Annotated in this window: 25 protein-coding genes; 9 read left to right on the top strand and 16 right to left on the bottom strand. The window is 54.4% G+C overall.

Translation table 11 applies throughout. The annotated features are described in order from the left end of the window. Positions 1-10: 10 nt before the first annotated feature. From LX66_RS11520 to LX66_RS11550, 7 genes are all read right to left on the bottom strand, one after another. Positions 11-3247: a TonB-dependent receptor gene (locus LX66_RS11520; RefSeq protein ID WP_158642609.1), complete on the bottom strand. Its 3237-nt coding sequence runs from the start codon at positions 3245-3247 to the stop codon at positions 11-13. Positions 3248-3432: 185 nt separating this feature from the next. Next, entirely contained in the window at positions 3433-4632 is a 1200-nt protein-coding gene (locus tag LX66_RS11525; RefSeq protein ID WP_145713321.1) for a FecR family protein, read from the bottom strand. Positions 4633-4722: 90 nt separating this feature from the next. After that, positions 4723-5307, bottom strand: coding sequence for an RNA polymerase sigma factor (locus LX66_RS11530; protein WP_145713322.1), 585 nt, complete (start codon positions 5305-5307; stop codon positions 4723-4725). A gap of 182 nt (positions 5308-5489) precedes the next feature. Next, complete coding sequence (locus LX66_RS11535; RefSeq protein WP_145713324.1) at positions 5490-6479, bottom strand: hypothetical protein; 990 nt, start codon at positions 6477-6479, stop codon at positions 5490-5492. Further along, positions 6479-7159: an aspartyl/asparaginyl beta-hydroxylase domain-containing protein gene (locus LX66_RS11540; protein ID WP_145713327.1), complete on the bottom strand. Its 681-nt coding sequence runs from the start codon at positions 7157-7159 to the stop codon at positions 6479-6481. The genes LX66_RS11535 and LX66_RS11540 overlap by 1 nt, the downstream gene beginning before the upstream one ends. A gap of 9 nt (positions 7160-7168) precedes the next feature. Further along, the gene (locus tag LX66_RS11545) at positions 7169-7525 is read right to left on the bottom strand and encodes a DUF5615 family PIN-like protein (RefSeq protein WP_145713329.1); all 357 of its coding nucleotides are present in this window, start codon (positions 7523-7525) and stop codon (positions 7169-7171) included. Positions 7526-7611: 86 nt separating this feature from the next. Beyond that, a complete protein-coding gene (locus LX66_RS11550) occupies positions 7612-7842 on the bottom strand; it encodes a DUF433 domain-containing protein (protein WP_145713332.1) in 231 nt (76 codons plus the stop codon). A 234-nt stretch (positions 7843-8076) separates the two neighbouring features. Here LX66_RS11550 and LX66_RS11555 point away from each other — a divergent pair, with 234 nt between their 5' ends. Beyond that, positions 8077-8760, top strand: coding sequence for a S24 family peptidase (locus LX66_RS11555; protein ID WP_145713334.1), 684 nt, complete (start codon positions 8077-8079; stop codon positions 8758-8760). A 43-nt stretch (positions 8761-8803) separates the two neighbouring features. Then, complete coding sequence (locus LX66_RS11560) at positions 8804-9637, top strand: sulfurtransferase (RefSeq protein WP_145713337.1); 834 nt, start codon at positions 8804-8806, stop codon at positions 9635-9637. A gap of 15 nt (positions 9638-9652) precedes the next feature. Here LX66_RS11560 and LX66_RS28565 read toward each other — a convergent pair whose 3' ends face one another. From LX66_RS28565 to LX66_RS11570, 3 genes are read right to left on the bottom strand one after another with little or no spacing between them, the layout of a single operon-like run. Further along, complete coding sequence (locus LX66_RS28565) at positions 9653-9886, bottom strand: Fic family protein (RefSeq protein ID WP_317130575.1); 234 nt, start codon at positions 9884-9886, stop codon at positions 9653-9655. After that, positions 9832-10635, bottom strand: coding sequence for a virulence RhuM family protein (locus LX66_RS11565; protein ID WP_244620375.1), 804 nt, complete (start codon positions 10633-10635; stop codon positions 9832-9834). The genes LX66_RS28565 and LX66_RS11565 overlap by 55 nt, the downstream gene beginning before the upstream one ends. A 16-nt stretch (positions 10636-10651) precedes the next feature. Further along, complete coding sequence (locus LX66_RS11570) at positions 10652-11110, bottom strand: Lrp/AsnC family transcriptional regulator (protein WP_145713339.1); 459 nt, start codon at positions 11108-11110, stop codon at positions 10652-10654. Positions 11111-11232: 122 nt separating this feature from the next. Here LX66_RS11570 and LX66_RS11575 point away from each other — a divergent pair, with 122 nt between their 5' ends. Beyond that, positions 11233-12441 carry an aminotransferase class V-fold PLP-dependent enzyme gene (locus tag LX66_RS11575; protein WP_145713341.1) on the top strand — a complete coding sequence of 403 codons (1209 nt, stop codon included), beginning with the start codon at positions 11233-11235 and terminating at the stop codon, positions 12439-12441. Between the two features lie 7 nt (positions 12442-12448). Here the strand turns inward: LX66_RS11575 and LX66_RS11580 are convergent, their stop codons facing one another. Continuing rightward, a complete protein-coding gene (locus LX66_RS11580) occupies positions 12449-13291 on the bottom strand; it encodes an NmrA family NAD(P)-binding protein (RefSeq protein ID WP_145713344.1) in 843 nt (280 codons plus the stop codon). Between the two features lie 166 nt (positions 13292-13457). Here LX66_RS11580 and LX66_RS11585 point away from each other — a divergent pair, with 166 nt between their 5' ends. The 3 genes from LX66_RS11585 (at position 13458) to LX66_RS11590 (ending at position 17235) form a co-directional block, all read left to right on the top strand. Beyond that, the gene (locus LX66_RS11585) at positions 13458-15773 is read left to right on the top strand and encodes a S9 family peptidase (RefSeq protein WP_145713346.1); all 2316 of its coding nucleotides are present in this window, start codon (positions 13458-13460) and stop codon (positions 15771-15773) included. Positions 15774-15990: 217 nt separating this feature from the next. Beyond that, complete coding sequence (locus tag LX66_RS28155; RefSeq protein WP_158642610.1) at positions 15991-16158, top strand: hypothetical protein; 168 nt, start codon at positions 15991-15993, stop codon at positions 16156-16158. A gap of 60 nt (positions 16159-16218) precedes the next feature. After that, entirely contained in the window at positions 16219-17235 is a 1017-nt protein-coding gene (locus tag LX66_RS11590; RefSeq protein WP_145713348.1) for a hypothetical protein, read from the top strand. On the opposite strand, the gene LX66_RS11595 is transcribed toward LX66_RS11590, so the two are convergent. Then, positions 17230-17571 carry a hypothetical protein gene (locus tag LX66_RS11595; RefSeq protein WP_145713350.1) on the bottom strand — a complete coding sequence of 114 codons (342 nt, stop codon included), beginning with the start codon at positions 17569-17571 and terminating at the stop codon, positions 17230-17232. The genes LX66_RS11590 and LX66_RS11595 overlap by 6 nt on opposite strands. Before the next feature lie 242 nt (positions 17572-17813). Between LX66_RS11595 and LX66_RS11600 the strand changes: the two genes are divergently transcribed. Together LX66_RS11600 and LX66_RS11605 are read left to right on the top strand one after the other, a co-directional pair. Beyond that, on the top strand, positions 17814-18269 hold the full coding sequence (locus LX66_RS11600; RefSeq protein WP_145713353.1) for a response regulator: 456 nt from the start codon (positions 17814-17816) through the stop codon (positions 18267-18269). A 47-nt stretch (positions 18270-18316) separates the two neighbouring features. Then, positions 18317-19606, top strand: a complete 1290-nt coding sequence (locus tag LX66_RS11605; RefSeq protein ID WP_145713355.1) for a GNAT family N-acetyltransferase — start codon at positions 18317-18319, stop codon at positions 19604-19606. A gap of 6 nt (positions 19607-19612) precedes the next feature. On the opposite strand, the gene LX66_RS11610 is transcribed toward LX66_RS11605, so the two are convergent. From LX66_RS11610 to LX66_RS11620, 3 genes are all read right to left on the bottom strand, one after another. Further along, the gene (locus LX66_RS11610; RefSeq protein ID WP_145713357.1) at positions 19613-20965 is read right to left on the bottom strand and encodes a glycoside hydrolase family 140 protein; all 1353 of its coding nucleotides are present in this window, start codon (positions 20963-20965) and stop codon (positions 19613-19615) included. Positions 20966-21009: 44 nt separating this feature from the next. After that, complete coding sequence (locus LX66_RS11615; protein ID WP_145715664.1) at positions 21010-21417, bottom strand: DinB family protein; 408 nt, start codon at positions 21415-21417, stop codon at positions 21010-21012. 71 nt (positions 21418-21488) lie between these two features. Next, positions 21489-22349 (bottom strand): helix-turn-helix domain-containing protein, encoded by an 861-nt coding sequence (locus LX66_RS11620; protein ID WP_145713359.1) that lies wholly within the window; start codon positions 22347-22349, stop codon positions 21489-21491. Between the two features lie 284 nt (positions 22350-22633). On the opposite strand from LX66_RS11620, the gene LX66_RS11625 reads away from it, so the two are divergent. Continuing rightward, complete coding sequence (locus LX66_RS11625) at positions 22634-25717, top strand: sensor histidine kinase (RefSeq protein ID WP_145713361.1); 3084 nt, start codon at positions 22634-22636, stop codon at positions 25715-25717. Here the strand turns inward: LX66_RS11625 and LX66_RS11630 are convergent. Next, the gene (locus LX66_RS11630; RefSeq protein ID WP_145713363.1) at positions 25714-26361 is read right to left on the bottom strand and encodes a response regulator transcription factor; all 648 of its coding nucleotides are present in this window, start codon (positions 26359-26361) and stop codon (positions 25714-25716) included. The genes LX66_RS11625 and LX66_RS11630 overlap by 4 nt on opposite strands. Between the last annotated feature and the right edge of the window lie 97 nt (positions 26362-26458).

The following is a 26458-nucleotide window of genomic DNA, read 5'->3' on the forward strand; positions in this document are numbered from 1 at the left end:
TTTTTTCTGATCAGAAACTGGCATTGACGCCAAAAGAAAAGGTTCGTGCATTGGGATAGGCGCCGGAGTCAAAGCCCGGGCTTACATTGTCCGATCCATAGCGGCTTACCTCAGGGTCCAGTCCTGAATAGTTTGTGATGGTAAAAAGGTTCTGCACATTTACGTACACCTTCAGCGTTGCCAGCTTCAGGCGTTCCAGCATTTTATGCGGCAGGTTGTAGCCCAACTGGAAGGTCTTCCCTCTCAGGTAGGAGCCATCTTCCACCAGCCGGTCCCAGGAGCGGGCAACCGGTTTTACCGTAGTGGCCCGCGGAATGTTCGTATTGGTGTTATCAGGCGTCCAGCGGTGCAGGGTAGTGGTACGCTGGTTTTGCAGGCCGGTAAGGTTTTCCAGCGTCAGCGTATTTACATTGTACAGTTTGTTCCCGTATACGCCCTGCAGCAGGATCATCAGGTCAAAACCCTTCAGGGAAAAAGTACTGTTAAAGCCAAAGGTAAATTCAGGTTGCGCATTACCCAGCAGCACGCGGTCATCATCATTGATCTTCTTGTCGCCGTTCACATCCCTGAACCGTATATCTCCCGGTTTGGCGGTTGGTTGTGCGGATGCGGCCACTTCCTCCTTGTCCCGGAAAACACCCTCAGCGGCAAAGCCGAAGAAAGTACCCAAAGGCTGCCCCACCTGCAGTACGGTGGATTGGTTGGGCCCCAGCCCGGCAAAAAGCCTGTCGGCGCCCGCCAGGTCCAGTACCTTGTTCCTGTTAAAGGAAATGTTGAAGCCGGTTTCCCAATGCAGCCCTTTGTCCACGGGGATGGCGTTGATACTCAGCTCCAGCCCTTTATTCTCCACCCGGCCCCTGTTCTGGAGGGAAGTAGAGAACCCGGAAGTGGTGGGGATCTTAACGTACAGCAGCAGGTCGCGGGTCTTTTTGTAGTACAGGTCCGTTACGAAAGTGAGGCGGTTATCCAGGAAGCCCAGTTCCAGGCCAATATCGGATTGCGCAGTAGATTCCCAGCGCAGGTCCGGGTTGCCTACCTGTGAAGGCGTGAGCCCGATCACGTTCATGCCGCCGATGGAATAGTTGGCCCTGCCCATCAGGTCCAGCGAAGGATAATTTCCGATGCCGTCCTGGTTGCCGGTAAGCCCGTGGCTGATCCTTAGCTTCAGGTTACTGAAAACATGCAGGTCCTCTATAAAGGGCTCCTGGTCCAGTTTCCAGCCTAGCGCTGCGGACGGGAAAAATCCGAAGCGGTTATTCCTGCCGAACCGGGAGGAGCCGTCATAGCGCCCGGTGAGGGTCAGCAGGTATTTATCCCGGTAGCTGTAATTAACCCTGCCAAGATAGCTGCGCAGTCCCCATCCGGCAATGCCGGATGAAGAGGGCTGCACCGATGCGGCATTGCCCAATGCATGCGTTTCCAGGTTGTCATTCAGGAAGCCTTGCGCTTCCGCGTTCAGCGACTGGTAGGAGGAGCTTTGCTGCGTAAAGCCGCCGAGCAGGTCCACATGGTGATGGCCTTTGTTGAAGGTGTAATGGAGCGTATTCTCATTCAGCCAGGTAAAGGTCTGGCCGGTAAAGACCGAGGCGTTCCCGCCCACCTGGGAGCCGGAATAAACGGCCTGTGGAAGATAGACATCGTTGCGGGCATAGCTGATATCAGCGCCCCACAGTGTTTTAAAGGTAAGGCCCCTGATCAGCTCAATGCTGGCATACACGTTGCCCAGCGTACGGTAAGTGTTGTTGAAGTTCCGGTAATTTTCCACCAGCGCTACCGGGTTGTCAAAAGGCGCGCCCTGGTTATTCAGAGAAGTATAGCTTCCGTCCGGCTGACGGATGGGCAGATTGGGCGCTGTGATAGCCATGGCGAACAGGGAAGCGCTGTTCACCCGGTTGGTGCGGACATTGCTGATGGTAATGCTGCTACCCAACTGGATGTTATCCTTGATATTCCTGTCCAGGTTGGCCCTCAGGGAATAGCGTTTCAGGTCAGAGGACCTGGCAATGCCCTGCTGGTCAAAGTAATTAGCGGTGACAAGAAATCTCGTTTGGTTATCCCCGCCGGAAAAAGAAAGCGAATAGCTCTGGACAGGGGCTGTTCTGAAAATGGCATCCTGCCAGTCTGTGGTAGGTGGTGTTTTACTAAGATCATATAGCAGGGGGCCGTTTTCTGCCACGCTGGCTTCATTCGCCAACTGCTCAAACTGGGAAGCATTCAGCAGGGAGTATTTTTTCATTATCTGCTGGGAACCGTAATAGGCGTCAAAAGTGACGCGGGAATCGCCGCGCTGTCCCCTGCGGGTAGTGATCAGCACCACGCCGTTGCCGCCCCTTGACCCGTAAATGGCGGTGGCGGAAGCATCCTTCAGCACCTCGATGGATGCAATGTCCGTGGGGCTGATGCTGTTCAGCGGGTTCAGCGAGGTGCCATCGCTGCCCTGGTCCGCAAATACCGGTACCCCGTCTATTACATACAAAGGTTCATTGCTCCCGTTTATGGAATTGCCGCCACGTATACGGATGGAAGAGCCGGCGCCCGGCATGCCGGAGTTCTGTACAAAGGTGACGCCGGCCACCCTGCCCTGTAATGTCTGGTCTACAGAGCGGATAGGCGTTCCTTCCAGTGTTTGCGTATTAACGGATGCAATGGCGCCTGTTACGTCGCTACGTTGCTGGGTGCCATAGCCCACAACAACAACGCCATCAAGCGCGGTGTTCAATTGCGGGAGCGTAACCGCCAGTGTTTTCCGCCCGTTTACCGGAACATCCGTTGTTTTATAGCCTATAAAGCTGAAGCGCAGCGTGGCGGCAGGCGCCACCGCCAGTGTAAAGTTCCCTTTGTCGTCTGTGACCGTGCCCCGGCCTGTTCCGGGAACGGACACGGATACGCCCGGTAAAGGCCGGCCTTCCGCATCTGTCACCCTGCCCTGTACTTCCAGGTCAGGCGGTGGCGCCGGTCCCTTTTTCTTTACCACGATTGTTTTGCCGACAATATTGTACGCAAGGGCAAATGGCTGGAGGCACTGGTCAATGGCTTCCCGCAGGGTACCGTCCTTAATGTTGACGCTGATCTTTTTCTCCGGGTCCAGCAGTGCATAGTCCAGGAAGAAAGTATATCCCGACTGTTGCTCGATGTCCCTGATCAGTTTTTCCAGGGACGTATGCTGCTCCTGCAGCGTGATCTTTTGCGCGAAGGCGCTGTTGCCGCGGCAGATACAGGAAAGCAGGAGCAGTGCAGCCAGTTTCATAACGGGCCGGACCATTCCGCCCGGCAAGCGCCCCCTGCGCCTGGCAGCACACAAATGTTCTCCAGTCAGGCGCTTGTGAAGACCTGTTAATTGCATAGATGTGTTTTGTATAGGTGAATTAATCTTTCATACGTGGTACGCGGCATATCCATGCCGCGGATATACAAATGCTGTACGTTTTTATCTTATTGATGAACGATAATGGTATCCCCTGCCATTGAACAATGAATATTACTCAGCTCCAGTATCCGGAGCGCTTCGCCCAGCCGGATATTACGTGGTATCCTTCCCCAGAATTCCCGTTGGCTGCTTTCTCCTTCGTAACGTACCTCTATATTATACCATCGCTGCAGTTGCCGCATTACGTCTGCCACACCTGCCCTGTTGAACCGAAAGTAGCCCTGTTTCCAGGCGATGGCTTCCTCTGTATCTGTATGGGTAACCCGGATACTGCTGCGGGCGGCCGTTTTCCAGGTGGCCTGCTGCCCGGGGGCCAGCCTGGTCGTATAGGTATCATGCTGCACGTTTACGGCTCCCTGCAACAGGGTGGTCCTTACTTCCGCTTCATCCGGGTAGGCCATGATATTAAAATGCGTGCCCAGCACTTCTACCGCGCCATCGGCCAGTTGCACCTTAAAGGGCATTTTGCCGCCCTGTGGCAACTGCCGGTGCGCTACTTCAAAATAACCTTCACCGTGGAGCGTAACGCTGCGCTCCTGCCCGTTAAAAGCGGTGGGGAAGCGCAGGGAAGACGCGGCATTGAGCCATACGCGCGTTCCGTCCGGCAACACGATCTTGTATTGCCCCCCGCGGGGCGTGGCTACGGTGTTGTATAATACTGTTGCTGTATGACTGTTCCCGGCCTGGTAGGTCAGCAGCCCGTTTGCCTGGATGATCTTGGTGGCTCCCTGGCTGGAAATGGCGCCGTTCCCGGTGCTGTCCAGCAAAACGGTGGCGCCATTGGCGAGTGTCAGCACTGCTTTGTTCCCGCCCGGCGGCAGGTCCTGCAATGAAAGTTCCGATTGCGCATAGGCGGTAGGGGCCTGCTTTACGTGCCGGTAATAACGCCATCCGCCAAGGCTGGCAACCGCCAGCAACAACACCGCTGCCGCCACCCTGGGCCACCTCTTTTTGTAGAGCGGCACCACTTTCGGCGGACGGATCTTTTCCAGTAACTGTTGTTTTACCCGGCCGCTCCATGGCGCTGATCCTGCATCCATGGCATCAGCAGGCGGAATAAAGGAAGCCCTGATCTCCTCCAGCAGCAGCCGGTTGGATGCATCCTGCTGCAGGTAATCAAATAATTCCTTTGCTTCCTGCGGTGTGCAGGTATTATCCAGGTAACGTTCGAGCAATTGCCGGTAATGATCCTTTTCCTGTGGCATGTGTAATCCCCTTGCTTATATATACCGCCGCCAGGAAAAACAGGGTGGGTGTAACAATAAATAAATTTAAAGATTATATGTAGCGGGTTATTAATGGCGGTGTAGCAGGAGCAGGATAGCGAGAGAAAGATCTCCATGCCGGTAAAAATAAGCTTTGATATCTTTTAATGCCATGACCATATGTTCTTTTACCGTATTCCGTGAAATGCCCAGCTCCTGCGCGGCTTCATCATAGCTTTTGCCTTCCTGCCGGCACAGGGTAAATACCCTTTGCCGCTGATACGGCAGTTGTTTAACCGCCACGGCCAGCATTTGCTGGTACTGGTTCCACAATGCCTGCTGATAAGGAGATTCTGCGAGCTCACTCAATCTTTGCATGACCTGCAGTCTTGTTTTTTCATCCGATGCGGTCTTTTTCAAAAAGCTGAAGGTCTTGTTACGGCTGATCTTGTAGAGGTAGGCGGGAAATGACTGTTCCGGGTTCAACCGGTGGCGGACCTCCCATATTTTCAGGAATACATCCTGTACTATATCCTCTGCATAGGCGGGCACCTTTACAAATCGCAGCACCCAGCCATACACCAGCGTATGGTACTGGTCGTAGAGATGCAGGTAGGCGTCCACATTCCCCAGCCGGAGCTGTCGCAAGATGTCCGGTTCATTCAGTACATTCATCTGTTAATATTCGTCTTTTATTTCGTTCACTATGTCTTGCTTTTATCTCGTTCATAAAGTTTTTTATTGGTCTCTATGAACCTCCTTCGTCGGTTTGTCTCAGTGAACGCTTCGCGTTTCAGTGGTCAGATGGAACCTCGCACTAATATGCCCCTGTATAAGAAATGTTATCATGCTCGGTTTCATATGATAATCGTGGAATTCTTCATCATTTGCATATAAATGTAATGAATTAAGCCCTTATAAGCCGCATGGCACTCCCCGAAAAAATATGGCTTCGCATCCACCTGCGCCTCCGGCTTAAAAACTTCCTGCGCTGCCTTGCTATGATACTTTAACCGTTCCTGCACCTGGTCCGTATCTTTTACGGGAATACCGGCAAACCTGCTGAATGCGTCCACCATGTTGTGCGCGCCATCCACATAGTCAAAGAAGGCGTTACCAGGATGATGGCGCTGGCAGATGTCCTGCATGGCCAGGTAATACTGCTCCAGCACGCGCGCGGTATAGCGGTTAAAATCCCCCTGGTAATGCGCCGGGGCTTCCGTTTTAAGCAACGCAGGAGGGAGCATCCCGGGAACGGCCTGTATACCTCTTCTTTTCTCATGGGATGCGATCACTTCATCCGGCCTGCGGAACAGGAAGAAAAAAGGTGTTTGCGGAAACCAGGCCCGCAGGCATTCATAAAAATGGATATGCCAGCTATCCAGTTTTACAATGTAATGTGTTTCCTTACCGTTGCGTTTTTGTCCCATTAACCGGAGGGCCGCCCGGAACCAGCTTTCGCGGGTAGCCATGCTGTTGTCTGCCTGCTTTTCGCCTGCTCTCAGGATCTCGTCCAGCAGCGGCGCTTCTGCTACTACAATGTTTTCCGCAGGCGCTGTAAATGCCTGGGATAGCAGGGTAGAGCCGCAGCGGGAAACGTGGAAGATGAATGCCGCCGGCTCCAGGGAATCCAGGCGCTCGCAGGCCTGCACCAGAAAATCCGCGCTGCTCCGGCTTTCCAGGGAGGACCGTTCTTTTTGGCGGTACCTGCAAAGCTGGATGGTCTCATCAAAGAACGGATGCGTCATCCGCTCGTTTCCCAGGTCCAGCCATTTGGCGGTCCATCCATCCTGCCCGGAATAACAGAGCCGGTAGGGTATCCAGTTGGCAATGAAGGAGGGCTGCATTATTGTTTGGCTTTTAAACCGGCAATCAGCTCCCTGGCCGCCGGGGTGTTCATTCTTTCCAGCTCCGCTATCATGGCGGCCCTGGTGGCGTCGTCATAACGTCCGGCAGCGCTTTTCGTGGAAAGATCATAGCCATGCGCAGCAAATAACCGGTCGGTCCAACTGTTCCGTATGCCATCCATTACCAGGTGTATCCTTGGGCTATTCCCCTGGTTCACGATGCTGTGCGTAGCGCTGAAATTGATGTACCAGCATTCGCCGGCTTTCAGTTGCAATGGTTCTTCCTCAATGGTAAAATACACACCGGGGTTGGTGACAATGGGAATGTGTATCCTGAAAGATCCGTCGTGATAGGCGCAGCCGGGGTCCCTGTGCGGGTTGATAACGCTGCCGGGCGCCAGCGATAAAAGACGTACGGCTTCTTTTTCACATTGCCAGGCATCCAGTATTTCGCTTACATAAGGCATGCGGTCCAGCACCGGCGTATTCTGGTAATGCCCGCCGGTATGGGCGTATATGTCGTTGCTGGTTCCGCTGACGGACCGTAAGGCAATGCTGCGCCAGTCGCCGTTAAAGTCGCGGGAGTTAAAATGTAGGGGCCATTCTTCCTGCAGCACCTGCTCCAGCTCTGCCTGGAGTGTGTTTGCATTATAGGTTTGGGAAAATTTTATGTAATTCATAATGGAAATTCACCAGGGTCTTTTCCTGATCTTGGTTGCGTTCTTGTTGATGACAGTAAATGCCCCCGGAAGCTCGTCCCGGTGCCGGTGGATCTCTTTCAGGCAATGATCCGCCTTTTCATATGGAGATAATCCATCCATGCGCAGCAATACCACACCATGATGCGCCTTGCCCAGCCGGTGCACCAGTTCCCCAAAATCTTTGTCCTGGGTGATCAGCAGGGAGGCGCTTTCATGGGCTATTGCCAGCACCCGCTCGTCCCTGATACCGGGGCATTGTTCTGCAATGGAAAAGGTGTCAAAACCGTTTTCCCTCAGCTTTTGGAAAATGGGTGCGTCGATGCTTTCGTCGGCAACGAATTTCATATCGTTACGGATAGAGTTTGAAATGTAAACAGGTCCGGGAAGGTACGAAAAAGCAGTAATGTGGCGGCCTGTTTTTTAGCGGGTTGTCAGTGGGCAATGGGGTAAATAGTGTCTGCTCTCAGGCTTTGCGCGGCAAATGCCAGCGCCGCAAAAACAGCTTCCCGCGTAATATGCGGGTAGGCGATAAGAATATCTTCTATGGTTTCCCCCGCGGATAATTTTTCCAGGATCAACTCAACGGTTATACGTGTGCCTTTAATGACAGGCTTGCCCATCATGATGTCCGGATCGATTGCTATGTACTGCTGTATATCCATTGATATTTACAATATCAAATTAATAAACATGATACAAAAATCAGGAAATTTTATCAAAATGATTGGTGTTTTATCTGTGTTGATATATTTGTTATCATTGTGATCCTTTCTTATTTGTTTGCACTTGTGGTGGCAGGCCGGTGCGCCCCGCACAATATTAAGTCGAATAAATGAGAAAAATGTAAAAAGTCGACTAGAAAATCCGACTATTTCTTTTTCATAAGTGTCCCAGGTATGACCCCTCGCGACAGGTTAAACGAAGTCATAACGCTCATCAAGAAAACCCAGCCGGAACGCACCAATGAGGCGGTCAGCGAGCAATTGGGGTATTCCCGCAATTATGTATCGGATCTGCTGGGCAGGAAAAAAATAAACAAGCTTTTTTGCCAGAGCCTGCAGCAGCGGTACGGGGTCAACGGGGACTGGATCATGACGGGGCAAGGCGAGATGTTTGTCAGCGAAGCAGTGACCGGCAGCAAGTTGCACAATATGCGCACCTCCTATGGGGCCGGGAAAAAAGGCGCAGGAAAAACCGGCCGGGCCGGCGTACCGGTGTTTGATGCGCCCGTACTATCCATTATTAACGGAGAAAGCACGCCCGTTGAGCATGTAAGCTTATCCCGGTTCAAGGATTGCGCATTCTGCATCCGGGTTTCCGGGGATGATATGTGCCCCGGCATCTGCAATGGCGATTATATATTCTGCAAAGAGATCTCCACCAGCGAGATCATCATGGGGGATAAGCACCTGGTGCTTACGCATAACGGCGTGCAGGTAGTAGCCTATCTGCATCCCGCTGCCGCAGAGGACGATCATCTTTCACTGACATGGGAACGCTCCTCAAAACCCGCTACGGACCTTGCGTTGTCAGCCATACACAAAATATACCGGATCAGCGGGGTAATTAAAACCTTTTAAGTAATAATTGCTTTTCTATATTTGGAGTATAAAATTGAATGCTATGTCGCCGCTTATTGAGATCACCGATCCGCGGGTCTTCGATCCGGAAGTAATACTGATAGATGTTCGTGCCGGTGCGGATGCGCGCCAGCGCTACCTGGCCGGCCACCTGCCCAATGCTGTTTTCGCATCGCTGGACGAGGACCTGGCCAGCAAGCCGGCAGACGCTGCTTACGGCGGCAGGCATCCATTACCCGCATTGGCGGACTTTGCGGCTACTTTAGGCAGGTGGGGCGTTACACCCAACAGCCACGTTATTGTGTACGACGACAAAGCCGCTGCCATGGGAGGCGCCCGCCTGTGGTGGATGCTGCGCGCCATCGGCCACCAGCATGTGCAGGTGCTGAACGGCGGACTGAAAGCAGCTACCGACCATGGTATCACGCTGAGCACAGATGATTATCAACCTCAGCCGGCCCCTGCCTATCCCGTGCCGGCAGCATATAACGGAACCGCGGATATTGATGAAGTGGCGGCCGCCGTTAAAAGCGCAGATCGTATAGTGATCGACGTTCGGGAGGAAGCCCGCTACCTGGGTAAAACAGAGCCGCTGGACCTTATTGCCGGGCACATTCCCGGCGCCGCCAACCTGTTCTATGCCGGGAATATGGGCGCAGATGGTAAATACCTGCCGCCGGAACAACTGGCCGCACTTTACCAGGGCGCCATCGGCGACGTAAAGCCGGAAAATGTAATTGTGCACTGCGGTTCAGGCGTGACGGCCTGCCATACTTTGCTGGGCATGGCCAGCGCCGGGATTACAGCACCCAAACTGTATGTGGGCTCCTGGAGCGAGTGGTCCCGCCGGGACCTGCCGATTGCCGGGGAGGAGTAGGGGGGAGGCCAACAATTAGTTAAATGTGTTTATCAAATTGACTACCACATTAACCATCATATCTTTTTCTTCAGGCTTACTTTCTGCGATCATTAAAGTCAGTGCGACCAGGGCGTTGTCAGCAATCCGTTTGGTGCCGTCTTCCCGGTAAAGCAACCTGTTTTTCTCCAGGAACCATACAAAAAGAAAAGCCGCTATTCTTTTATTGCCGTCTGAAAAAGAATGGTTCTTGACAACAAAATATAACAGGTTGGCAGCTTTTTTTCAACGCTGGGATATAGTTCCTTGCCATCAAAGGTTTGATAAATAGCGGCCAGGGAGCTTTGGAATGACTGATCTTTTTCATTGCCGAACAAAGCGCTTCCGCCAAACTGCGCTCTCAGTTTTTGTATGGCTTTCATTCCTTCTGCGTAAGTGATCCGGAACAGGGCGGCAGGCGTAGTGGCCCGGATACTTAACTGCTGGTGATCGTACTTATCCAGTACCTCCAGCGCATAAGCATAGTCTGTTATTACTTTTAGCAAGCCTGTAGCTTCATCAGCAATAAGCGGCTTGCTTTTCAGCACGTTTTCCAGCAGTTTCACAGTATGCTTGAGCGAAGCCAGTTGCTGGTTTTGTTCCTTCAGGCGTTTTTCATTCAGCGCATATCCCTTTATGAGATAGTCTTTTAGTATTTTATTCGCCCAGATGCGGAACTGGGTACCTCTCTGGGATTTTATGCGGTAGCCTATTGAGATTACTACATCCAGGTTATAGTAATCCACCAGGTAAGTTTTCCCATCGGCTGCAGTTGTTGCATTTTTTGCAACAACTGAATCCCTCTCTAACTCTTTTTCTTTGAATATATTAGATATGTGCCTGGAAATAACCGATTTATCACGGTCGAATAAAACAGATATCTGGTTCAGGCTAAGCCAAACCGTATCATCTTCCAGCGTTACATCTATAGATGTCTGGCCGTCCGGGGTCTGGTAAATGATCACTTTGCTTGCTTCCATACAATTAGAATAAATCTCATATCGCTACGCCGTACCCCACCTTCACCTTGTCCATTACCACGTGCGTATAAAAATGTTTCACATTCGGGTTATCCAGCAACCACTGCTTGGTAAAAGCTTCGTAATGCTGCATGGTCTGGGTATTCACGATAATGATAAAATCATAGCTGCCGGTCACATAATAGCACTGCATCACTTCGGGTGACTGCAGCATGGAGGACTTGAATTTTTCCAGCGCCCGGGAATCGCCCCGTTCCAGCGCGATCTCCACTATACAGGTGATGCCAATGCCCACAACTACAGGGGAAACGATCGCCACCTCCGCTTCAATGATCTTCTCATCCCGCATCCTTTTTAATCTTCGCTGCACAGCCGAGGGGCTGAGCCCTACTTCCTCGGCCAGCTCTTCTGAAGTAAGCCGGTTATTTTGTTGCAGCAGGCGGAGTATATGTTTGTCAAACGGGTCGGTATGCATGCGGTTTTTATGCGTTTACGAGGCCAAAAATAACGTTTAAACCCGTTTATACGTGGTATTTGCGGGATTTCAGCCGGTGGGGAGCGGTAATTTTGCGGACATCATTTATTAAACACTGACAGATGAAAAACGATACGCCATTTTCACCCGAAGAGATCCGCTCATTCAGGCGGGACACTCCCGGATGTGAGCACGTGATCCACCTGAACAATGCCGGCGCGGGCCTCATGCCCGGTGTGGTAACGCAGGCAGTCCTGGAGCATATAGCACTGGAAGCCCGCACCGGCGGTTATGAAGCCGCAGCCCTGCAGGCGGCAGGGGTAAAGGACTTTTACGAACAGGCGGCCGCCTTGCTGCACTGCAGGGCGGCCAACATTGCCTTTACTTCCAGCGCTACCGATGCTTATACGCGGGCGCTGTCCGCCATCCCTTTTAAACCCGGCGATGTGATCCTCACCTCCAACGACGATTTTATCTCTAACCAGATCCAGTTCCTGTCCTGCCAGAAAAGATTCGGCGTCAGGATAGCGCGGGTGCGGAATGCGCCGGAAGGCGGGGTGGACTTGGACGACCTGGACCACCAGCTTAAAATATTGCAGCCGCGCCTGCTGGCTATTACGCATATCCCTACCAACTCCAGCCTGGTGCAGCCTGTAAAGCAGATCGGGGAAATAGCCCGCCGGTACCCCGGCACCTGGTACCTGCTGGACGCCTGCCAGTCCGTAGGGCAAATGAAGCTGGATGTAAATGAGCTGCACTGCCATCTCCTGAGCGTTACCTGCCGCAAGTTCCTGCGTGGCCCGCGTGGCACCGGTTTCCTCTACATATCCGATGAGGCGCTGGCTGCCGGGCTGGAGCCGCTGTTTATTGACATGCGTGGCGCCGAATGGATCGCGAAGGACCAGTACATGCCCCGGCCGGATGCTACCCGTTTCGAGGATTGGGAGTTTGCCTACGCGCTGGTGCTAGGCACCCGGCATGCTATTGCATACTGCCGCCATATTGGAGAAGACCGGATCTGGCGGCGGGTAAAAGTACTGTCAGATCATATGCGCGGGGAGCTGGCCGGGTTGAACAAGGTGCGGGTGCTGGACAGGGGGCCGGAGCTAGGCGGCCTCATAACCTTCACCGTACAGGGCGCTGAACCGGATCACCTGCAGCAGCAGTTACACAGCCACCGGATCAACGTGGTGCCCAGCTACCGCAACTTTGCCGTGATTGATTTTGATGAGAAGCAGGTGGAATGGGCGCTTCGCGCATCACCGCATTATTACAACACGCAGGAGGAGATAGATCAGTTCATAGCGGTGATGGCGCAACTGGTGCGATAATCTATCCTTACTCTCTCCACAGGCCTGCTGCCGCCGCTTTCCGCGCATAGTCCCGGAAATCTATGGGTGCTCTTCCCAATGCCCGTTGCACACCGTCGCCCGGCTTTTCATTGCGGCCGTCCAGCACTTCGGAGAATAAATAGGTGAGGAGCTGTACGTACTCCTGCGGTACTTCCTGTTCGGTCATGGCGGCAGCAAATGCATCTACGGGTATCTGCTCATATTGCACCGGCCTGCCGGTGATCTCACTGATAGTGGCTACGGCTTCCCGGAAGGTGAGCAGGCGGGGGCCGGTCAGTTCGTATAGCTGTCCATTATGCTGGTCGTTTGTCAATGCGGCTACGGCTACATCCGCAATGTCGTCCGCGTCAATGAAAGGTTCGCCCACTTCTCCGGCCGGCAGCGCCACATGCCCGGCCATCAGGGGGGCTATGAGGTAGCCTTCGCTGAAGTTCTGGTTAAACCAGCTTGCCCGCAGGATGGTCCAGTCAAGGCCTGCACGCATTACTACCTGTTCGGCATCCTGGGCTTCCGGCTCGCCGCGGCCGGACAGCAGCACCAGTTTTTGCACGCCATTGTCTGCCGCTGCCCTGGTAAAGGAGCGTACAATATCCACGGCGCCGGGCACGGCCAGGTCCGGCTGGAACGAGATGTACACGCTGTGCACACCCTGCAGCGCGGGCGCCCAGGTGGAGTCGTCCAGCCATTCAAACCTCGGGTTGGCGGAGCGGGAGCCGCTGCGCAGGGGGTAGCCCAGGTCGGATAATTGTTTGAATATACGGCTGCCGGTTTTGCCGGTGGCGCCTAAAACGAGGATGGTCTTTCCGGTGCTTGTTTTCGTGGTTTGCATGATCTTGATTTTTAACCAAAATTACCGGCGCCTGCCAGCATAAAATAGAACAAAACCGACAGAATGAGCGCTTGCCGTTCGCATAATAGCCCGCTGCCGGTCTGATAATTTCCTGTATATTCAGCCCTCAAAAAAGGGTTTTAAACATTTTTTTCTACCGACCATAATGAAGAAATATTTACTGGCCCCCTTATTCGTGGCGGCTGTTTCACTCACTGTCAATGCCCAGGAGCAGAGAACATTAACAGAAAAAGATTATGCGCGTGCGGAGCGCATGCTGAGCTACAAGACCGATCCGCTGGTGGATCGCGCGCGGGTGCAGCCGCACTGGCTGCCGGATGGCCGTTGCTGGTATCGCGTGCTCACCGCGGAGGGAAGCGAATTTGTGCTGGTCAATCCCGCTAAAGGCGCCCGCACCGCCGCTTTTGACCAGCAGCGGCTGGCGGCGGCGCTGTCAAAAGCTACCGGTAAAACCTACACGGCGCACCAACTGCCGTTCTATACCTTCCGGTTTACCAATGAGGGGAAAGCCATCGTTTTCCAGGCGGATGGCCGGCAGTGGAAATGCGATCTGCAAAGCTATGCCTGTGCGGAAGACAGCTCCGCAGCACCCGCCCGCGGCAAACGTGCCGCTGCTGCCAACGAGGTGCTGTCGCCGGACGGCCGGCGCGCTGCCTTTATTAAAGACCACAACCTGTGGGTGCGGGACCTGGCCACCAACCAAACCATTCCCCTTACTACTGACGGCGTAAAGGACTTTGGCTATGCTACGGACAATGCAGGCTGGACGCACAGCGACAAACCGGTGCTGCGCTGGTCGCATGACTCAAAAAAGATAGCCACCTTCAAACAGGACCAGCGTAACGTGGGCGATATGTACCTGGTGACCACCAATGTGGGAAAGCCGGTGCTGCACGCCTGGAAATACCCGCTGCCGGGCGACTCCGTGATCATTACCATCCGGCGGGTGATCATTGATGTGGACCAGCGCAAGGTCATTCCCATACAGGTGCCGCCCGATCCGCACAGGGGCACCTTAAGCGATGATATTTCCAGCAGCGGCACTTTTGATGATGTAGACTGGAGCGACGATAACACGCAACTGGCTTTTGTATCCACCTCCCGTGATCACAAGCAGGAAAAACTGCGTATAGCCGATGCCGCTACCGGCCAGGTGCGGGAAGTAATGGAAGAGGTAGTGCCCACGCAGTACGAGTCCGGCCAGGGCGCCATCAACTGGCGCTACCTGAAAAGATCGAACGAGATCATCTGGTACTCCGAGCGGGACAACTGGGGCCATCTCTACCTCTACGATGCCGCTACCGGCAAGCTGAAGCACCAGGTCACCAAAGGCGAATGGGTGGTAACCAGGCTGCTGAAAGTGGATGAGCAGCGCCGCCAACTGTACTTTATGGCGGTGGGCCGTGACCCGCGCAATCCCTACTTTGCCCGTTTCTGTAAAATCGGGTTCGACGGCAGGCACCTGGTGGAGCTGACGCCGGAAACCGGTGATCATGACATTGAGCTGTCACCCGAAGGGGATTATTTCATTGACAGCTATTCCCAGCCGGACGTGCCGCCGGTAACGGTGCTGCGCAACCTGGACGGCAAGCTGCTGGCACAGCTTGAAAAAGCGGATATCTCCCGGCTCACGGCCACGGGTTGGAAGGCGCCGCAGCCTTTCTCCGTAAAAGCGCATGACGGGAAAACGGATCTTTACGGGCTGATGTTCACGCCTTCCAACCTGGACCCGCAAAAGCAATATCCCATCATTGACTATATCTATCCCGGTCCACAGGGCGGCAGCGTGGGGAGCTGGTCGTTCCAGGCCGGCCGGCGCGATCACCAGGCGCTGGCGGAGCTGGGCTTTATCGTGATAGCGCTGGAGGGTACCAGCAATCCCCTGCGCTCCAAGCGCTTCCACGATATGAGCTACGGCAATATGGCCGAAAACACCCTGCCCGACCAGGTGGCCGGCATCCGGCAACTGGCGGCGCGGTACAGCTACATTGATACCGCGCGCATCGGCATATGGGGCCATTCCGGCGGCGGTTTTGCCACCGCGGCAGCCATGTTCCGCTACCCGGATTTCTTCAAGGTAGGGATCGCGGAATCCGGCAACCATGATAACCGGAACTACGAGGATGACTGGGGCGAGCGCTATAACGGCCTGGTTACCGCATCCGACTACGCGGCGCAGGCCAACCAGCGCTATGCCCAAAACCTGAAAGGCAAGCTGTTGCTGGCGCATGGGTTGATGGACGATAATGTGCCGCCTTACAATACCATGCTGGTGGTAGAAGCGCTGGCAAAAGCCAACAAGGATTATGACCTGATCGTATTTCCCAACGCCCGGCACGGCTACGGCGCATATTCGCCGTATATGACCCGCCGCCGCTGGGATTACTTTGTACAGCACCTCCTGCATGCCACCCCTCCCAAAGAGTATGAGCTGAAGGCCACGCCGGACCCGCGTAACTAATACCGGGCAATAATGTATAAACAGCCGGGCAGCGATACCGATCGCTGCCCGGTTTTTTTACAGTAAAAAAGGTAATGGTAAAAATCCCCCTTTACCGGTATAGGCCATCCGGGAAAAAACGGCTAATTTGAATAGGTATCTATGAAGACATATAATGTTGTATACCCTCAAACCAAGATCTCAGAATCCAAAACCCAAAACCCAAAAACAAGCCTTTATGAAAAAGTTAGCCTTCGTTTGCGTAGCCCTGTTAGTAGGGTGTTCCATTGCCGTAGCTGTAAAAGCCAGCAAGTCTGCCGCGCTTCCCCCGTACTGTCATTGCGAGCCTGACCGTGTTTGCAATTCAACCGGCGCCTGGGGCATCAGGGTGCAGATCTGCCCCTGAGATTATTTTTTAACAGTTATTAAAAGGCTGCGCAGGCAGCCTTCTTTTTACTTATTATAAATGAAAAAGAACCTCCTGATCCTGTCCGCACTGCTGCTGGCGGTAGTGCTCCTCATGCTGATACTGGTAAAAAGGGCAGACCCGGACCGGGTGGTAGCCCCTTTTAACCGCACCTACTCCCTGTTTGACCTGCAACCGCTGGACACCGTGCCTTTTCCCGGCAGGGTGAGCATCATGCGGGCGACCAATGGTACCGTGTACGGCTATGTGTACAAGCGGGCCGCCATTTACAGCTATGATATGGCGCGGCGCCGGCTGGACACCTTTTTTAATAATAGCCAACTGCCGGTGGACATGCTCTGCGGGTTTGATGTGGATACCGCTACCAGCTACCTGTTTGATGCGGCGGGCAACCGCGTTATTCTTTATAACCCCGGCACGGGCGCGCTGGACAGTATCCGTTGCGCGCGCAAATGTTTTATAAGGGCCGTGCCGGACATGAGCGGCGCTGCCTTCATTACGCAATGTTTTGATACGGTTACGCAACGCTGCAACCTGCGGCTGGCCAGCTTTGACGGCCGCCCGGACAGCACCCTGTATGCATTCACCCGTTTCGAGGACGGCGGGCTTTCCGCCGACGGCTTTTTTACCGCCCATGCGGCCAGCGGCGTTTATTATTACATTCCCTTTTACAATTCAGAGATCATCCGGTATGACCAGCGGCATGACTCCCTTTCCAGGTTGGTCACCATAGACCGGACGCCGCCTGCCAATGTAGCCGTGCCTACCGGGAAGTTCTATTCCCTGTCCGGCAAGGCCGTATTTGTAAATTCTACGGCCACGGCTGACGAGCGGTATTTATATGTGCTGTCCTATGCGCTGTCGGAAGATGCGCGTGCGGAAAATTACCGCGGCCCTTCCCTGGACATCTACCAGGCCGCCACCGGCCGTTATGCCGGCAGCATCCGCCTGCCGGGGTATAAGGGCCTGCCCGTGCTGCAACTGGCCAAGTGCTCCGATACCCTGATAGCCGCATATGATAAAAATATCCTCCTGTTTAAGCTCCGTACTTTATAGGTCCCGCATCCGGCCATTCCCTGCTTTTTCCTGCACCTGCAACAGCGTTGCCAGTTCCGGCATTGCCAACGGCGCCCGGCATACAAAGAGGGGAATGTTATCTGCCAGCCGGTTGTTCCTGATCCCGTGCACGTAATCCGCGTGCACGTTCTCCATCGTGGTCATGTACAGCAGTATCATATCCGGGCATTGCCGGCGTACAAAGCCTGCCAGTGTACAGGTATCCGCAATATCGGTCCGGATGGAGGGTTGCAGGTGGTGTATACAGTTTTGCAGTAATAAAAGATGTTCATAGCTGTTACCAAGTAAAATGATATAGGTCATCTCGTACAACATGCCTGCTGGTTGTGGTATTTTGAAGGTGGACGGCCACTTTTGGGCGCAATATTTGTTGTCTCGTTCAGCATGAAGATACAATCGGATTTAGATGCATAGTATATTCCAAAATCGAGCGCTAAAATTACATTTTGCCCCGGAATCCGGATACACTGATAAATCATTTTAAATTCTTATCCGATAGTCTTTTATTTGCATTTTAATGGCCGGATTTGATCTTCTTATAAAAGATTGTGATTATTATGACTAATGCTAATGTTAATCAGGACCTGACACACGTTTTACTGGCGGAAGATGATGATGATGATTTCCTGATCTTTTCCCTGGCAATTGACGAGATAACATCGGTGAGGGTGGTGCTGACCAGGGCGGAGAACGGCGACATACTGATGAAACTACTGAATGAAAAGCACCCGGACCTGTTATTCCTGGACCTGTTAATGCCCTGCAGGGACGGGCGCCAGTGTATCCGGGAGATCAGGGCCAACAAGGAATTCGACACGCTGCCCGTGATCGTATATTCTTCCCTGAGCGACCTGGAAAGCATAGAGTTCTGTTACCGCGAGGGCTCCAACCTGTATGCAAAAAAACCTACTTCACTGTCTGAACTGAAAGATATCCTGGAGCGGATCTTTGCTATTGACTGGAAACGAATGCTGTATTACCCGCCCATGTCCCAGTTTGTGATCAACGGTTGATCTTTTCTTTTCCCCCTGCCGTTCTTATTCTTCGTATTTTACGCCTTATGGGCATTGTACCATCATTGGATGTACTCCGTAACGCCACGCCGGCGCAATTGGAGCAGGCGGCTGCATATAATCACCGGGAGCTGTTCTGCCTGGAGGCGACGGCCAGGGGCGGTGAGGTATGCACCAATGCCGGCCTTACCTGGACCTATGCCGGGCCGGACCACGCGGGCATGGTCGCATTTCCCGCACTGCCGGACGAACGGGCTGGCCTACTGCTGGATGAAATGATGGCCTGGTACCGGGCGCACCCGCCCCGGGGCGCCGGTTGCTGGTCGCTGTACCCGCCGCTGCCGGCGGATATCGGTGTGCGGCTGCTGGCCCGCGGCTTTCAGCCGGGCTGGTGGCCCTGCTGGATGGCCCTGGACCTGGCAAACATCCGCCACCATCCCAACCCTCCCGGCCTGCAGGTGCTGGCTGATAATTCCCTTTCTACCTTACCGGTACAGGACCTGCCCTACGGCGGGGATGAAGGCGCCGTTTCCCCCGCGTTTATAGCCGCGCACCCGGAACGGGTGCAGCGTTTTATTGCGGTGCTGGACGGCAATATAGTAGGGCATAGCTGTGTGCTGTTCAGCACCGGGCCCTATGGCGCTGCCGGCATTTACAATGTAGGCGTGGTGCCGGCCATGCGGCGCCGGGGCATTGGTAAAGCGGTGGTGCTGGCCGCCTGCCGTTACGCGCAGGAGCTGGGCTACCACTATGCCGTGCTGAATGCCACGGGCCGGCGTATGTACCAGCAGGTAGGTTTTCAATGGATCAGCGATGGCCGTACCTGGTGGCTGCAGACCAGCCGTTTTATTACCCATCCGCCCACACCGGACCAGGTGGCGCTGGCGGAAGCCGTGGGCAGGGGAGACCTGCCTGCGCTGGAAGGCCCGGGAAGCCTGTTTAACAGCAATGATCTCAATAGGCCCATTACCAATGGCATGACCCTGGTGGAGCTGGCCGTGCACTGCCGCCAGCCTGCGGCTGCCCAATGGCTGATGGACCACGGCGCTGCCTGCACCCCGCTGGCCGCCTGGGACCTGGGCTGGAAGGACCGCGCCGCCGCCCTCCTGGCCGCCGATCCTGCGGCGGTGAACCATTTGTACGGCCACCTGCAAAATACCCTGCTGCATATAGCCGCCGAAAGAAATGATGTGGCCCTGGCGCAGTTGGCGCTTGCTGCCCGCCCCAACCTGCAGCTCAAGGACAAAGTGTATAATGGCACCCCGCTGGACTGGGCCCTGCATTTCCAGCGGGCGGCGATCACCCGGCTGATACAGGCGCAAATGGATGCGTCCTGACCCGTATTACAGCGCTACCCTGCGCGCGGTGTCCTGCAGCACCAGCACCCAGTCCTGCCCGTAGCCGGCAGCAGGCGGTGTGAATGTCCGTTGTCCAATATTTTCTACAGTATCTGCCGGCTGGTAATGGCCGGTTCTTGGATTGTACCAGCCCGTGCTGAGCATGCGGCCGCTTATTTTGCTCATATTCACCGTAAAAGGCCTGCCCACGCAAGTATAGATATAGGCATAGTCACGGCCGCGGGTAGCCTGTACACGTTCGGCCGGGAGTAGATCATTTTCCACAATTAAGGACTGGTCCGGTACCCGTTCCGTCAGGGGATTGGCTTCCATCAGCCTGCGGACGTACTGCATCTGCCGGGCGCCCGGCAGGTCCATGGCCTGCTGCCAGTATACGTGCGGGCCGTTTTTTCCTTCGTGGTCCGGGGAGTAGAACTGCCAGATATCATGGCAGCCATAGGTATGGCCAAAGGCGCCGGCAAACAGGTCCAGGTAGGCGTACTGCCTTACATCATAGGCGCTGGAAGTGCCCAGGTCTTTGGCGTTGAAGCAAACGGGGTGGTCCTCATACAGCGGTTCCCCGTCCAGCATGGGCTTTACAGGAGACATGCTGTAAACGGCCTGTATCCTTTCATACACGGGCGTATGGCGGCAATGGCCGTTCTGGAACATGTTAAAGCCCAGCCACTGGTCCTGGTGGAACCAGGTGGCTGAGCCTAAAGGTGTCGGCTGCGGGTGAAAAGTGATCAGGGGCGGGTGCGCCTGTGCGGTTCCAGCCAGTATGCCGGCCGCCATGCGCCGCCAGATGGCAATGTGCGTTTCATTTTGCGGGTTGCGGTCGCCGCCCAGTATCCATACGATGTTCTTCCGGCTGCCGTAGCGCTGCCCCAGCCATTTACCATAGGTTTCGGCATTCTGCGGGTTGAATATTTCCGGGCCCCGGCCCCAGGATGCCTTCCATACCTTATCGCCCCAGGTGGGCAGCAGCCCTATTACCAGGCCCAGGCTGTCTGCCTTACGGATGATGTAGTCCACGTGCGCAAAATAAGCTTCGTTGGGCCGGGTGGGATCGTCCTGCAGCAAAGGCACCTCGCCGTAGGCATTCGGGGTGTGCAGCCCGTCAAACTCCGCCAGCACCACCGCCTGTATCACCGTAAAGCCCTGCTCCGCGCGGTGCTGCAGGTACTGGCTGGCCTGCTCGCGGTTCAGCCGGTGAAACAGCTCCCAGGCCGTATCGCCCAGCCAGAAGAAGGGGCGGCCGTTGCGGAGCAGGTAGCGGTGATTGTCACTAACCGTGATCTGGGCGGATAAGGAGCAGGCAAAGCAGCACAGAAGCGCTGTTAATACGGGTCGAAGCATCGTGGAATGGTTTTGCCCGTATAAAATAAGCAAATAACCGATGCCTAGTACATATACTCCGGCGGCGTAAGGCCTTTGCAGCGCAGGTACAGCACGGCCTGCCCGCGGTGATGGGTAATGTGGTCCAGGGTGGCGTAAAAACCTTTCACGGCATCGCTGTTCAGCTTACCGTTGTTCAGCGTATCTGCGAGACCGTTATAGGCTGCTTCCAGGTAGTCCAGTATCTCCTGCCGGGAGCCGGTGGCGGCGGGCGGCGCCCAGTCGGCGGACTGTCCTTTTACGTAATTGGCTTCCCACCATTCAATGCCGTAGGCTATGTGGTGGATCAGTTCCCCGAAATTCCATACTTCATTCACGGGTTTAAAACGGTAGTCCTTTCCCGGCATGGCGCCGGCTACGTTCAGCGTGTACTGCTTTGAATTTTCCAGTGTGGCTAATAACTGTGCGTTCATAAAAAATGATTTTATACTGCAAAGCTATCCCTGCGCGGCGGCAGGCACTTAAGGAATCTTGCTATTTTCTGTCAGCGGGAAAACCTGGCCGCCTGCGCGGTTCTGTACCTGGCCGGCGGGCACCGGTACTGCTGCCGGAAGGCGGCGGTAAAGTATTCAATGCTGTTAAAGCCGGAAGAGAAAGCGGCGTCCGCCACCGGTACGGAAGTATCCCGCAGCACCATGGCGGCGTGCTGCAGGCGGATGGACAGCAGGAACTGGTGGGGCGTGCAGGAGGTAAAGGTCTTGAAGATACGGCTGAAGTGGAAAGGGCTTACAAAGCAGTGCGCCGCGATCTCCATCAGTGAAATATCCTGTGCAAAATTGGCCGTAATATAAGCCTTGGCTCTTTCAATGGTAGTGAGGTGCTGCTGTTTCAAACGGCTGCTGATGCGGGTGTCCGGGCGGTAATCCGTGACGGCGTGCAGCACCTTGTCTATCATTTCCATCACGAGCTGGTCTGCCTGCAGCTTGCTGCCGGAGCGCTGCAATACCTGCTGCAGGATGTAGAAATGCAGGAACTCCGTCTCTGTGCCGGTACGGATCAACGTAGAGTGCAGGTCATTGTCCGCAAAGAACCGGGTATGGCGGTAGCGCTGCAGCAGGGAGGGGTAAAAATCATTGCTGATCTCGAAGATGGTGCATTCATCCGGAACGGCATGCGCATGGGTAACGGTGCGCTCGTAGCCCGGTTTGGTAATAAGCACGCAGCCGTTGTACGAATCCAGGGCATGACGGAACACATTAAAAATAAAATTGCCCTTGCGTACAAAACTGATGCAAAAGGTCTCGTTGTATTCCGGTTGGGAGGTGCGGCAGTCCGTGCACCGGCACTTAAAATCCAGGATGCGGTAAAAATCTGACTGGTATAGCGTATGGATATCGGCGTCCATGCCCCGAAGTTAAGGAAATAAAAAAAGGACCTCACGTTGCCCCATGAGATCCTTTAAAACTAACTAGGTGAAAATGAAAGCCAGGTAAGAATACCCGCCTGAAACCCTAAATGATGCTGGTTAAAATTAAGGAACTAAAAACGGCGGGTAGTTAAGCAGACGTTAACCGAAACATAATTTTGGCGGCGCCCAATATACAACGATTGTATTACAGACACTTATGTCTCTTTTTATATTTTTACCGTTCTATATATCTTTTGAAAGCCCAGGTTCCTTAGCCTTGTATGAGTGTTCGTTTATATCTGTTGGTGATATTGCTTTCCTTTGTCCATGCCGCGTTTGCCGTAGCAGACACGCCCCGCTATGCCCTGCAGCACTTTACGGATGAGAACGGCCTTCCGCAAAACAGCGTGAAGTCTATTGCCCCGGACAGCGCCGGGTTTATATGGCTGGCTACGGAAAACGGGCTGGTGTGCTATGAAGGCCACGGCAGCTTCCGCAGCTTTGGTAAGAACGAACTGGGGATCACTACCAGCCGGGTCAGCTACTTCTTCCCCGGGGCGGGCGATAACGGGCTGTTTGCCAGGATGGATTTCCAGGAAGTGATCCGGATCAGCAATGGCAAGGCCTGGTTATTTGAGAAAAAAGCCTTTGCCGCAGATAGCTATGAATACCTGGCTTACCGGAGTGCAACGGACACTTATCCCATTATCGGGTTACCCAATGTCTTTGCCCACGATATTGAGCAGGAGGTGAAACGCTACATGATCCCCACAACGGGAAGCTCCTGTTTTTTGATCAGCCGGGACAGCATAACGTTTGTACGTGATCATCGCAAGATATATGGCCTGCAATACCCCGTGCGCTCTTTCTGGAAGTTCTTTACCCTGGACAGCCGTTTGTATCACCTGGATGAGGGTGGCCGCTTCGTGGTGTTTAACAGGGATACGGTGGAGCCGGTGACCCTTTCCGGCGATATCCTGCAGGCCCCGGGGTACCGGTCCCGCAAGGAGCAGATAAAGCTCTACTGGAACTTTGCCGCCGGCCAGTTATTCATTTACCTGGACAGCGCCTGCTATGCGTTGCAGCCATTGCGGCACAACTGGTTATCTACCCGGCTGGTAGCCCGCAACCTGGATTTCGAGTCCAACCGGGTAGTGTCTGTTTACTACGATGCCCCGCATGAGCGCCTTTTCGTGGGCAGCTCCACCAGGGGGCTCTTTGTTTTCACCAGGCAGCGGTTCCATACGCAGCACAGCGGCCTTCCCCAGGAGGATGAGGTATATTACGGGCAGGCGCTAAGGGGGGCAGATACCGTAGTAACACCCCAGGGAGCGGTTTTTACGGCCGGCGGATCTGCAGGCCTGCTGCCGCTCATCAGGGAAAAGAACACGGCCAGGGACAAGTACAGCATGGTGATCGACAGGCAGGGCTATATCTGGCACAAGCATAGAAAAACGCTGCGCAAGTTCAACAGCACCGGCACAAAGTTGCTGTGGCAATGGCAGGCCCCGCGGCATATCAACCTGGTATATACCGGGGCTGCGGACCGGCTATGGGTGGGAACAAGATTTGACGGCCTGTACTGCCTGTCTGCCACCGATACAGATCCTGTAGTATCCCGGGTGACCAGCCGGCCGCTGAATATATCCTGGATACAGGAAGAAACACCGGGCCTGGTATGGATAGGTTCCGAAGAGGGGTTGTACCGCCTCCACGTTGCCAGCGGCCGGATGGACACCATCCCCGGCCTCACGGACAAGTATATCCGCAGCCTTGATCTTTCGCATCCCGGTGAGGCCTGGATCACTACCTATGATGACGGGTTTATGCTTTACAGGAACGAGGTGCTCACCACCTTCCCGCTGGACCGGAATAAGTACCTGGCTACCGCTCATTGCATGGTGGAGGATAATAAAGGATATTACTGGATCACCACCAACCGGGGGCTTTTCCAGGCTTCCCGGCGCGATCTGCTGGCCTATGCCAACAAGGAGCAGGACTATGTATATTACCAGTATTACGGCAAGGACAAAGGCTTTAATACCAACGAGTTTAACGGCGGCTGCCAGCCCTGCGCCGTAAAGCTGGGCGATGGCCGCATATCCCTGCCTTCGCTGGACGGATTGGTGTTCTTTGACCCTGCTGGCGTTCGTCCCGATCTGCCCGGCAACGGCCTGTATATCGGCGCGGCCATGCTGAACGGGCAGCCGGTGGCTTGCGGGGATACCCTCCAGTTGCCGCACGCCTTCCGGCAACTGCAACTGCACCTGGATATTCCCTATTTCGGTGATCCCCGCAACCTGCAGGTGTCCTATGCACTGGTCCGCAAAGGGCAGGATACGGTGTGGTCGCCTGTCGGGGAGGATTGTACGTTGTCTTTCCCTACGCTTTCCGCGGGTACCTACAGCTTGCTGGTACGGAAAATAAACGGTTTTGGAAAGAATAACTATACCCGGCAGCGCCTGCTGCTCATCGTGCAGCCGGCCTATTATGAGGCCTGGTGGTTCCGTTTACTGGTACTGTTGTTATTAGAGGCCGCCGTGATAATATATAGCTGGCTGCGTACCCGCCGTATTAAAAAGCGGAACCAGTTGCTGGAATCCCGCGTGGCAGACCGTACTGCGGAGCTGCAGTCTGCCATGAGCTCCCTTTCCCATTCGGAAAAGAAGCTGCGCCTGCAAACCCTTACGCAGGAACGGCTGATAGCCGCCATTACGCATGATATTAAAACTCCCCTGAAGTACCTGGTGCAACTGGCGGGCAATATGTCCTGGAAGGACCCGCAGGAGCTGGAGCCGGAAGTGACCCGCAGAAGCGCAAAGGCCATTTATGACGCTTCCTATCGCATGTACTACCTGATAGAGAACCTGATCCGGTATATGAGAACGCATGTCAGGAACGGGGCGAGGGCGGACGAAGCATTTGACCTGCATGAGCTGCTGGAGGAGAAGCTGGACATATTTAACAGCATCGCGGAAGCCAATGATACCCGCATTGTGAATAATGTATTGCCGGACCTGCAACTGGTGGGTAATTACCAGGTGCTGGCCGTGGTGCTCCACAACCTGCTGGATAATGCCGTGAAGCATACCCGTGACGGCGTTATTCAACTGTCCGCCGCCCGGAATAATGGCAAGGTGGCTGTTTCGGTGGAAGATACCGGCCCGGGGCTGCCCCTGCCGCTGCTGCACTGGATCAATAGCTATCATTATATTACCGGGCAGCCGGAAGAAGCGTTGCCGCCGCACAGCGGTATGGGCCTGATCATTGTGCTGGAGCTGCTGGAGCTGGTAAACGGCCGGTTAAAGGCGGAGAATAAACCGGGCAAAGGAGCTGTTATCAGCATAGAGCTGAAGGCCGTTTAGCTGACCGGGCTGATATTATAGAGCCTCACCTTTTCTGCCAGTTCTATAACATTGGCAGTGCCCATCTTCTCAAATATCCGGCTTTTATAGGTGCTTACCGTGGTGATCTGCAGGTGCAGCATGTCTGCAATGCTGCCAATGCTTTCGCCTTTCACCAGCAGGTTCATGACCTCCTTTTCCCTGGCAGACAGGGCGCTGATGGGGTTTTCCGCCAAAGGGGGACGCGGCTGCTGCAGCCGGGCCAGGAGCTGGTCCTTTACCGCTGCGCTGATGTATTTCTCATTGTTCATCACCATGCGCAGCGCCGTTCTTATTTCTTCTTCGGGAGAGTGCTTTACCAGGTACCCGTCGGCCCCGGCCTGTATGTAATTCAGGGCAAACAACTGCTCTTCATACCCGGAGAACATCAGTATCTTGATATTGGGCTGTCTTAGCCGCAGGGCGTTTATCATTTGCAGGTTGTTGCCACCCGGAATATTAATATCCAGTATCAGCAGGTCAAAGGGGCGGGTTTCCAACTGCGCAATGGTCTGGTCCAGTGTCTCGGCCTCATATACCTGGGCATTCAGGAACATGCTTTTTACAATCAGCAGCACCCCAAGTCTCACTATGGTATGGTCATCTGCTATGAGTACGGTTTTCATGGCATAGGTTTATGGGAAAAGGTATATCTGTACAGCTAAGATATAGCATGTAGCCAATTATCCGCCAAGTTTTTTGTAGTACAATTACTACAACTAT

Source organism: Chitinophaga japonensis, from assembly GCF_007830125.1.
In the GTDB taxonomy this organism is placed as follows: domain Bacteria; phylum Bacteroidota; class Bacteroidia; order Chitinophagales; family Chitinophagaceae; genus Chitinophaga; species Chitinophaga japonensis.

Excerpts from the sequence above, each read along its gene's own strand:
- LX66_RS11520 (WP_158642609.1), bottom strand. The coding sequence starts at position 3,247 with ATGAAACTGGCTGCACTGCTCCTGCTTTCCTGTATCTGCCGCGGCAAC.
- LX66_RS11525 (WP_145713321.1), bottom strand. The coding sequence starts at position 4,632 with ATGCCACAGGAAAAGGATCATTACCGGCAATTGCTCGAACGTTACCTG.
- LX66_RS11530 (WP_145713322.1), bottom strand. The coding sequence starts at position 5,307 with ATGAATGTACTGAATGAACCGGACATCTTGCGACAGCTCCGGCTGGGG.
- LX66_RS11535 (WP_145713324.1), bottom strand. The coding sequence starts at position 6,479 with ATGCAGCCCTCCTTCATTGCCAACTGGATACCCTACCGGCTCTGTTAT.
- LX66_RS11540 (WP_145713327.1), bottom strand. The coding sequence starts at position 7,159 with ATGAATTACATAAAATTTTCCCAAACCTATAATGCAAACACACTCCAG.
- LX66_RS11545 (WP_145713329.1), bottom strand. The coding sequence starts at position 7,525 with ATGAAATTCGTTGCCGACGAAAGCATCGACGCACCCATTTTCCAAAAG.
- LX66_RS11550 (WP_145713332.1), bottom strand. The coding sequence starts at position 7,842 with ATGGATATACAGCAGTACATAGCAATCGATCCGGACATCATGATGGGC.
- LX66_RS11555 (WP_145713334.1), top strand. The coding sequence starts at position 8,077 with ATGACCCCTCGCGACAGGTTAAACGAAGTCATAACGCTCATCAAGAAA.
- LX66_RS11560 (WP_145713337.1), top strand. The coding sequence starts at position 8,804 with ATGTCGCCGCTTATTGAGATCACCGATCCGCGGGTCTTCGATCCGGAA.
- LX66_RS11565 (WP_244620375.1), bottom strand. The coding sequence starts at position 10,635 with ATGGAAGCAAGCAAAGTGATCATTTACCAGACCCCGGACGGCCAGACA.
- LX66_RS11570 (WP_145713339.1), bottom strand. The coding sequence starts at position 11,110 with ATGCATACCGACCCGTTTGACAAACATATACTCCGCCTGCTGCAACAA.
- LX66_RS11575 (WP_145713341.1), top strand. The coding sequence starts at position 11,233 with ATGAAAAACGATACGCCATTTTCACCCGAAGAGATCCGCTCATTCAGG.
- LX66_RS11580 (WP_145713344.1), bottom strand. The coding sequence starts at position 13,291 with ATGCAAACCACGAAAACAAGCACCGGAAAGACCATCCTCGTTTTAGGC.
- LX66_RS11585 (WP_145713346.1), top strand. The coding sequence starts at position 13,458 with ATGAAGAAATATTTACTGGCCCCCTTATTCGTGGCGGCTGTTTCACTC.
- LX66_RS28155 (WP_158642610.1), top strand. The coding sequence starts at position 15,991 with ATGAAAAAGTTAGCCTTCGTTTGCGTAGCCCTGTTAGTAGGGTGTTCC.
- LX66_RS11590 (WP_145713348.1), top strand. The coding sequence starts at position 16,219 with ATGAAAAAGAACCTCCTGATCCTGTCCGCACTGCTGCTGGCGGTAGTG.
- LX66_RS11595 (WP_145713350.1), bottom strand. The coding sequence starts at position 17,571 with ATGTTGTACGAGATGACCTATATCATTTTACTTGGTAACAGCTATGAA.
- LX66_RS11600 (WP_145713353.1), top strand. The coding sequence starts at position 17,814 with ATGACTAATGCTAATGTTAATCAGGACCTGACACACGTTTTACTGGCG.
- LX66_RS11605 (WP_145713355.1), top strand. The coding sequence starts at position 18,317 with ATGGGCATTGTACCATCATTGGATGTACTCCGTAACGCCACGCCGGCG.
- LX66_RS11610 (WP_145713357.1), bottom strand. The coding sequence starts at position 20,965 with ATGCTTCGACCCGTATTAACAGCGCTTCTGTGCTGCTTTGCCTGCTCC.
- LX66_RS11615 (WP_145715664.1), bottom strand. The coding sequence starts at position 21,417 with ATGAACGCACAGTTATTAGCCACACTGGAAAATTCAAAGCAGTACACG.
- LX66_RS11620 (WP_145713359.1), bottom strand. The coding sequence starts at position 22,349 with ATGGACGCCGATATCCATACGCTATACCAGTCAGATTTTTACCGCATC.
- LX66_RS11625 (WP_145713361.1), top strand. The coding sequence starts at position 22,634 with ATGAGTGTTCGTTTATATCTGTTGGTGATATTGCTTTCCTTTGTCCAT.
- LX66_RS11630 (WP_145713363.1), bottom strand. The coding sequence starts at position 26,361 with ATGAAAACCGTACTCATAGCAGATGACCATACCATAGTGAGACTTGGG.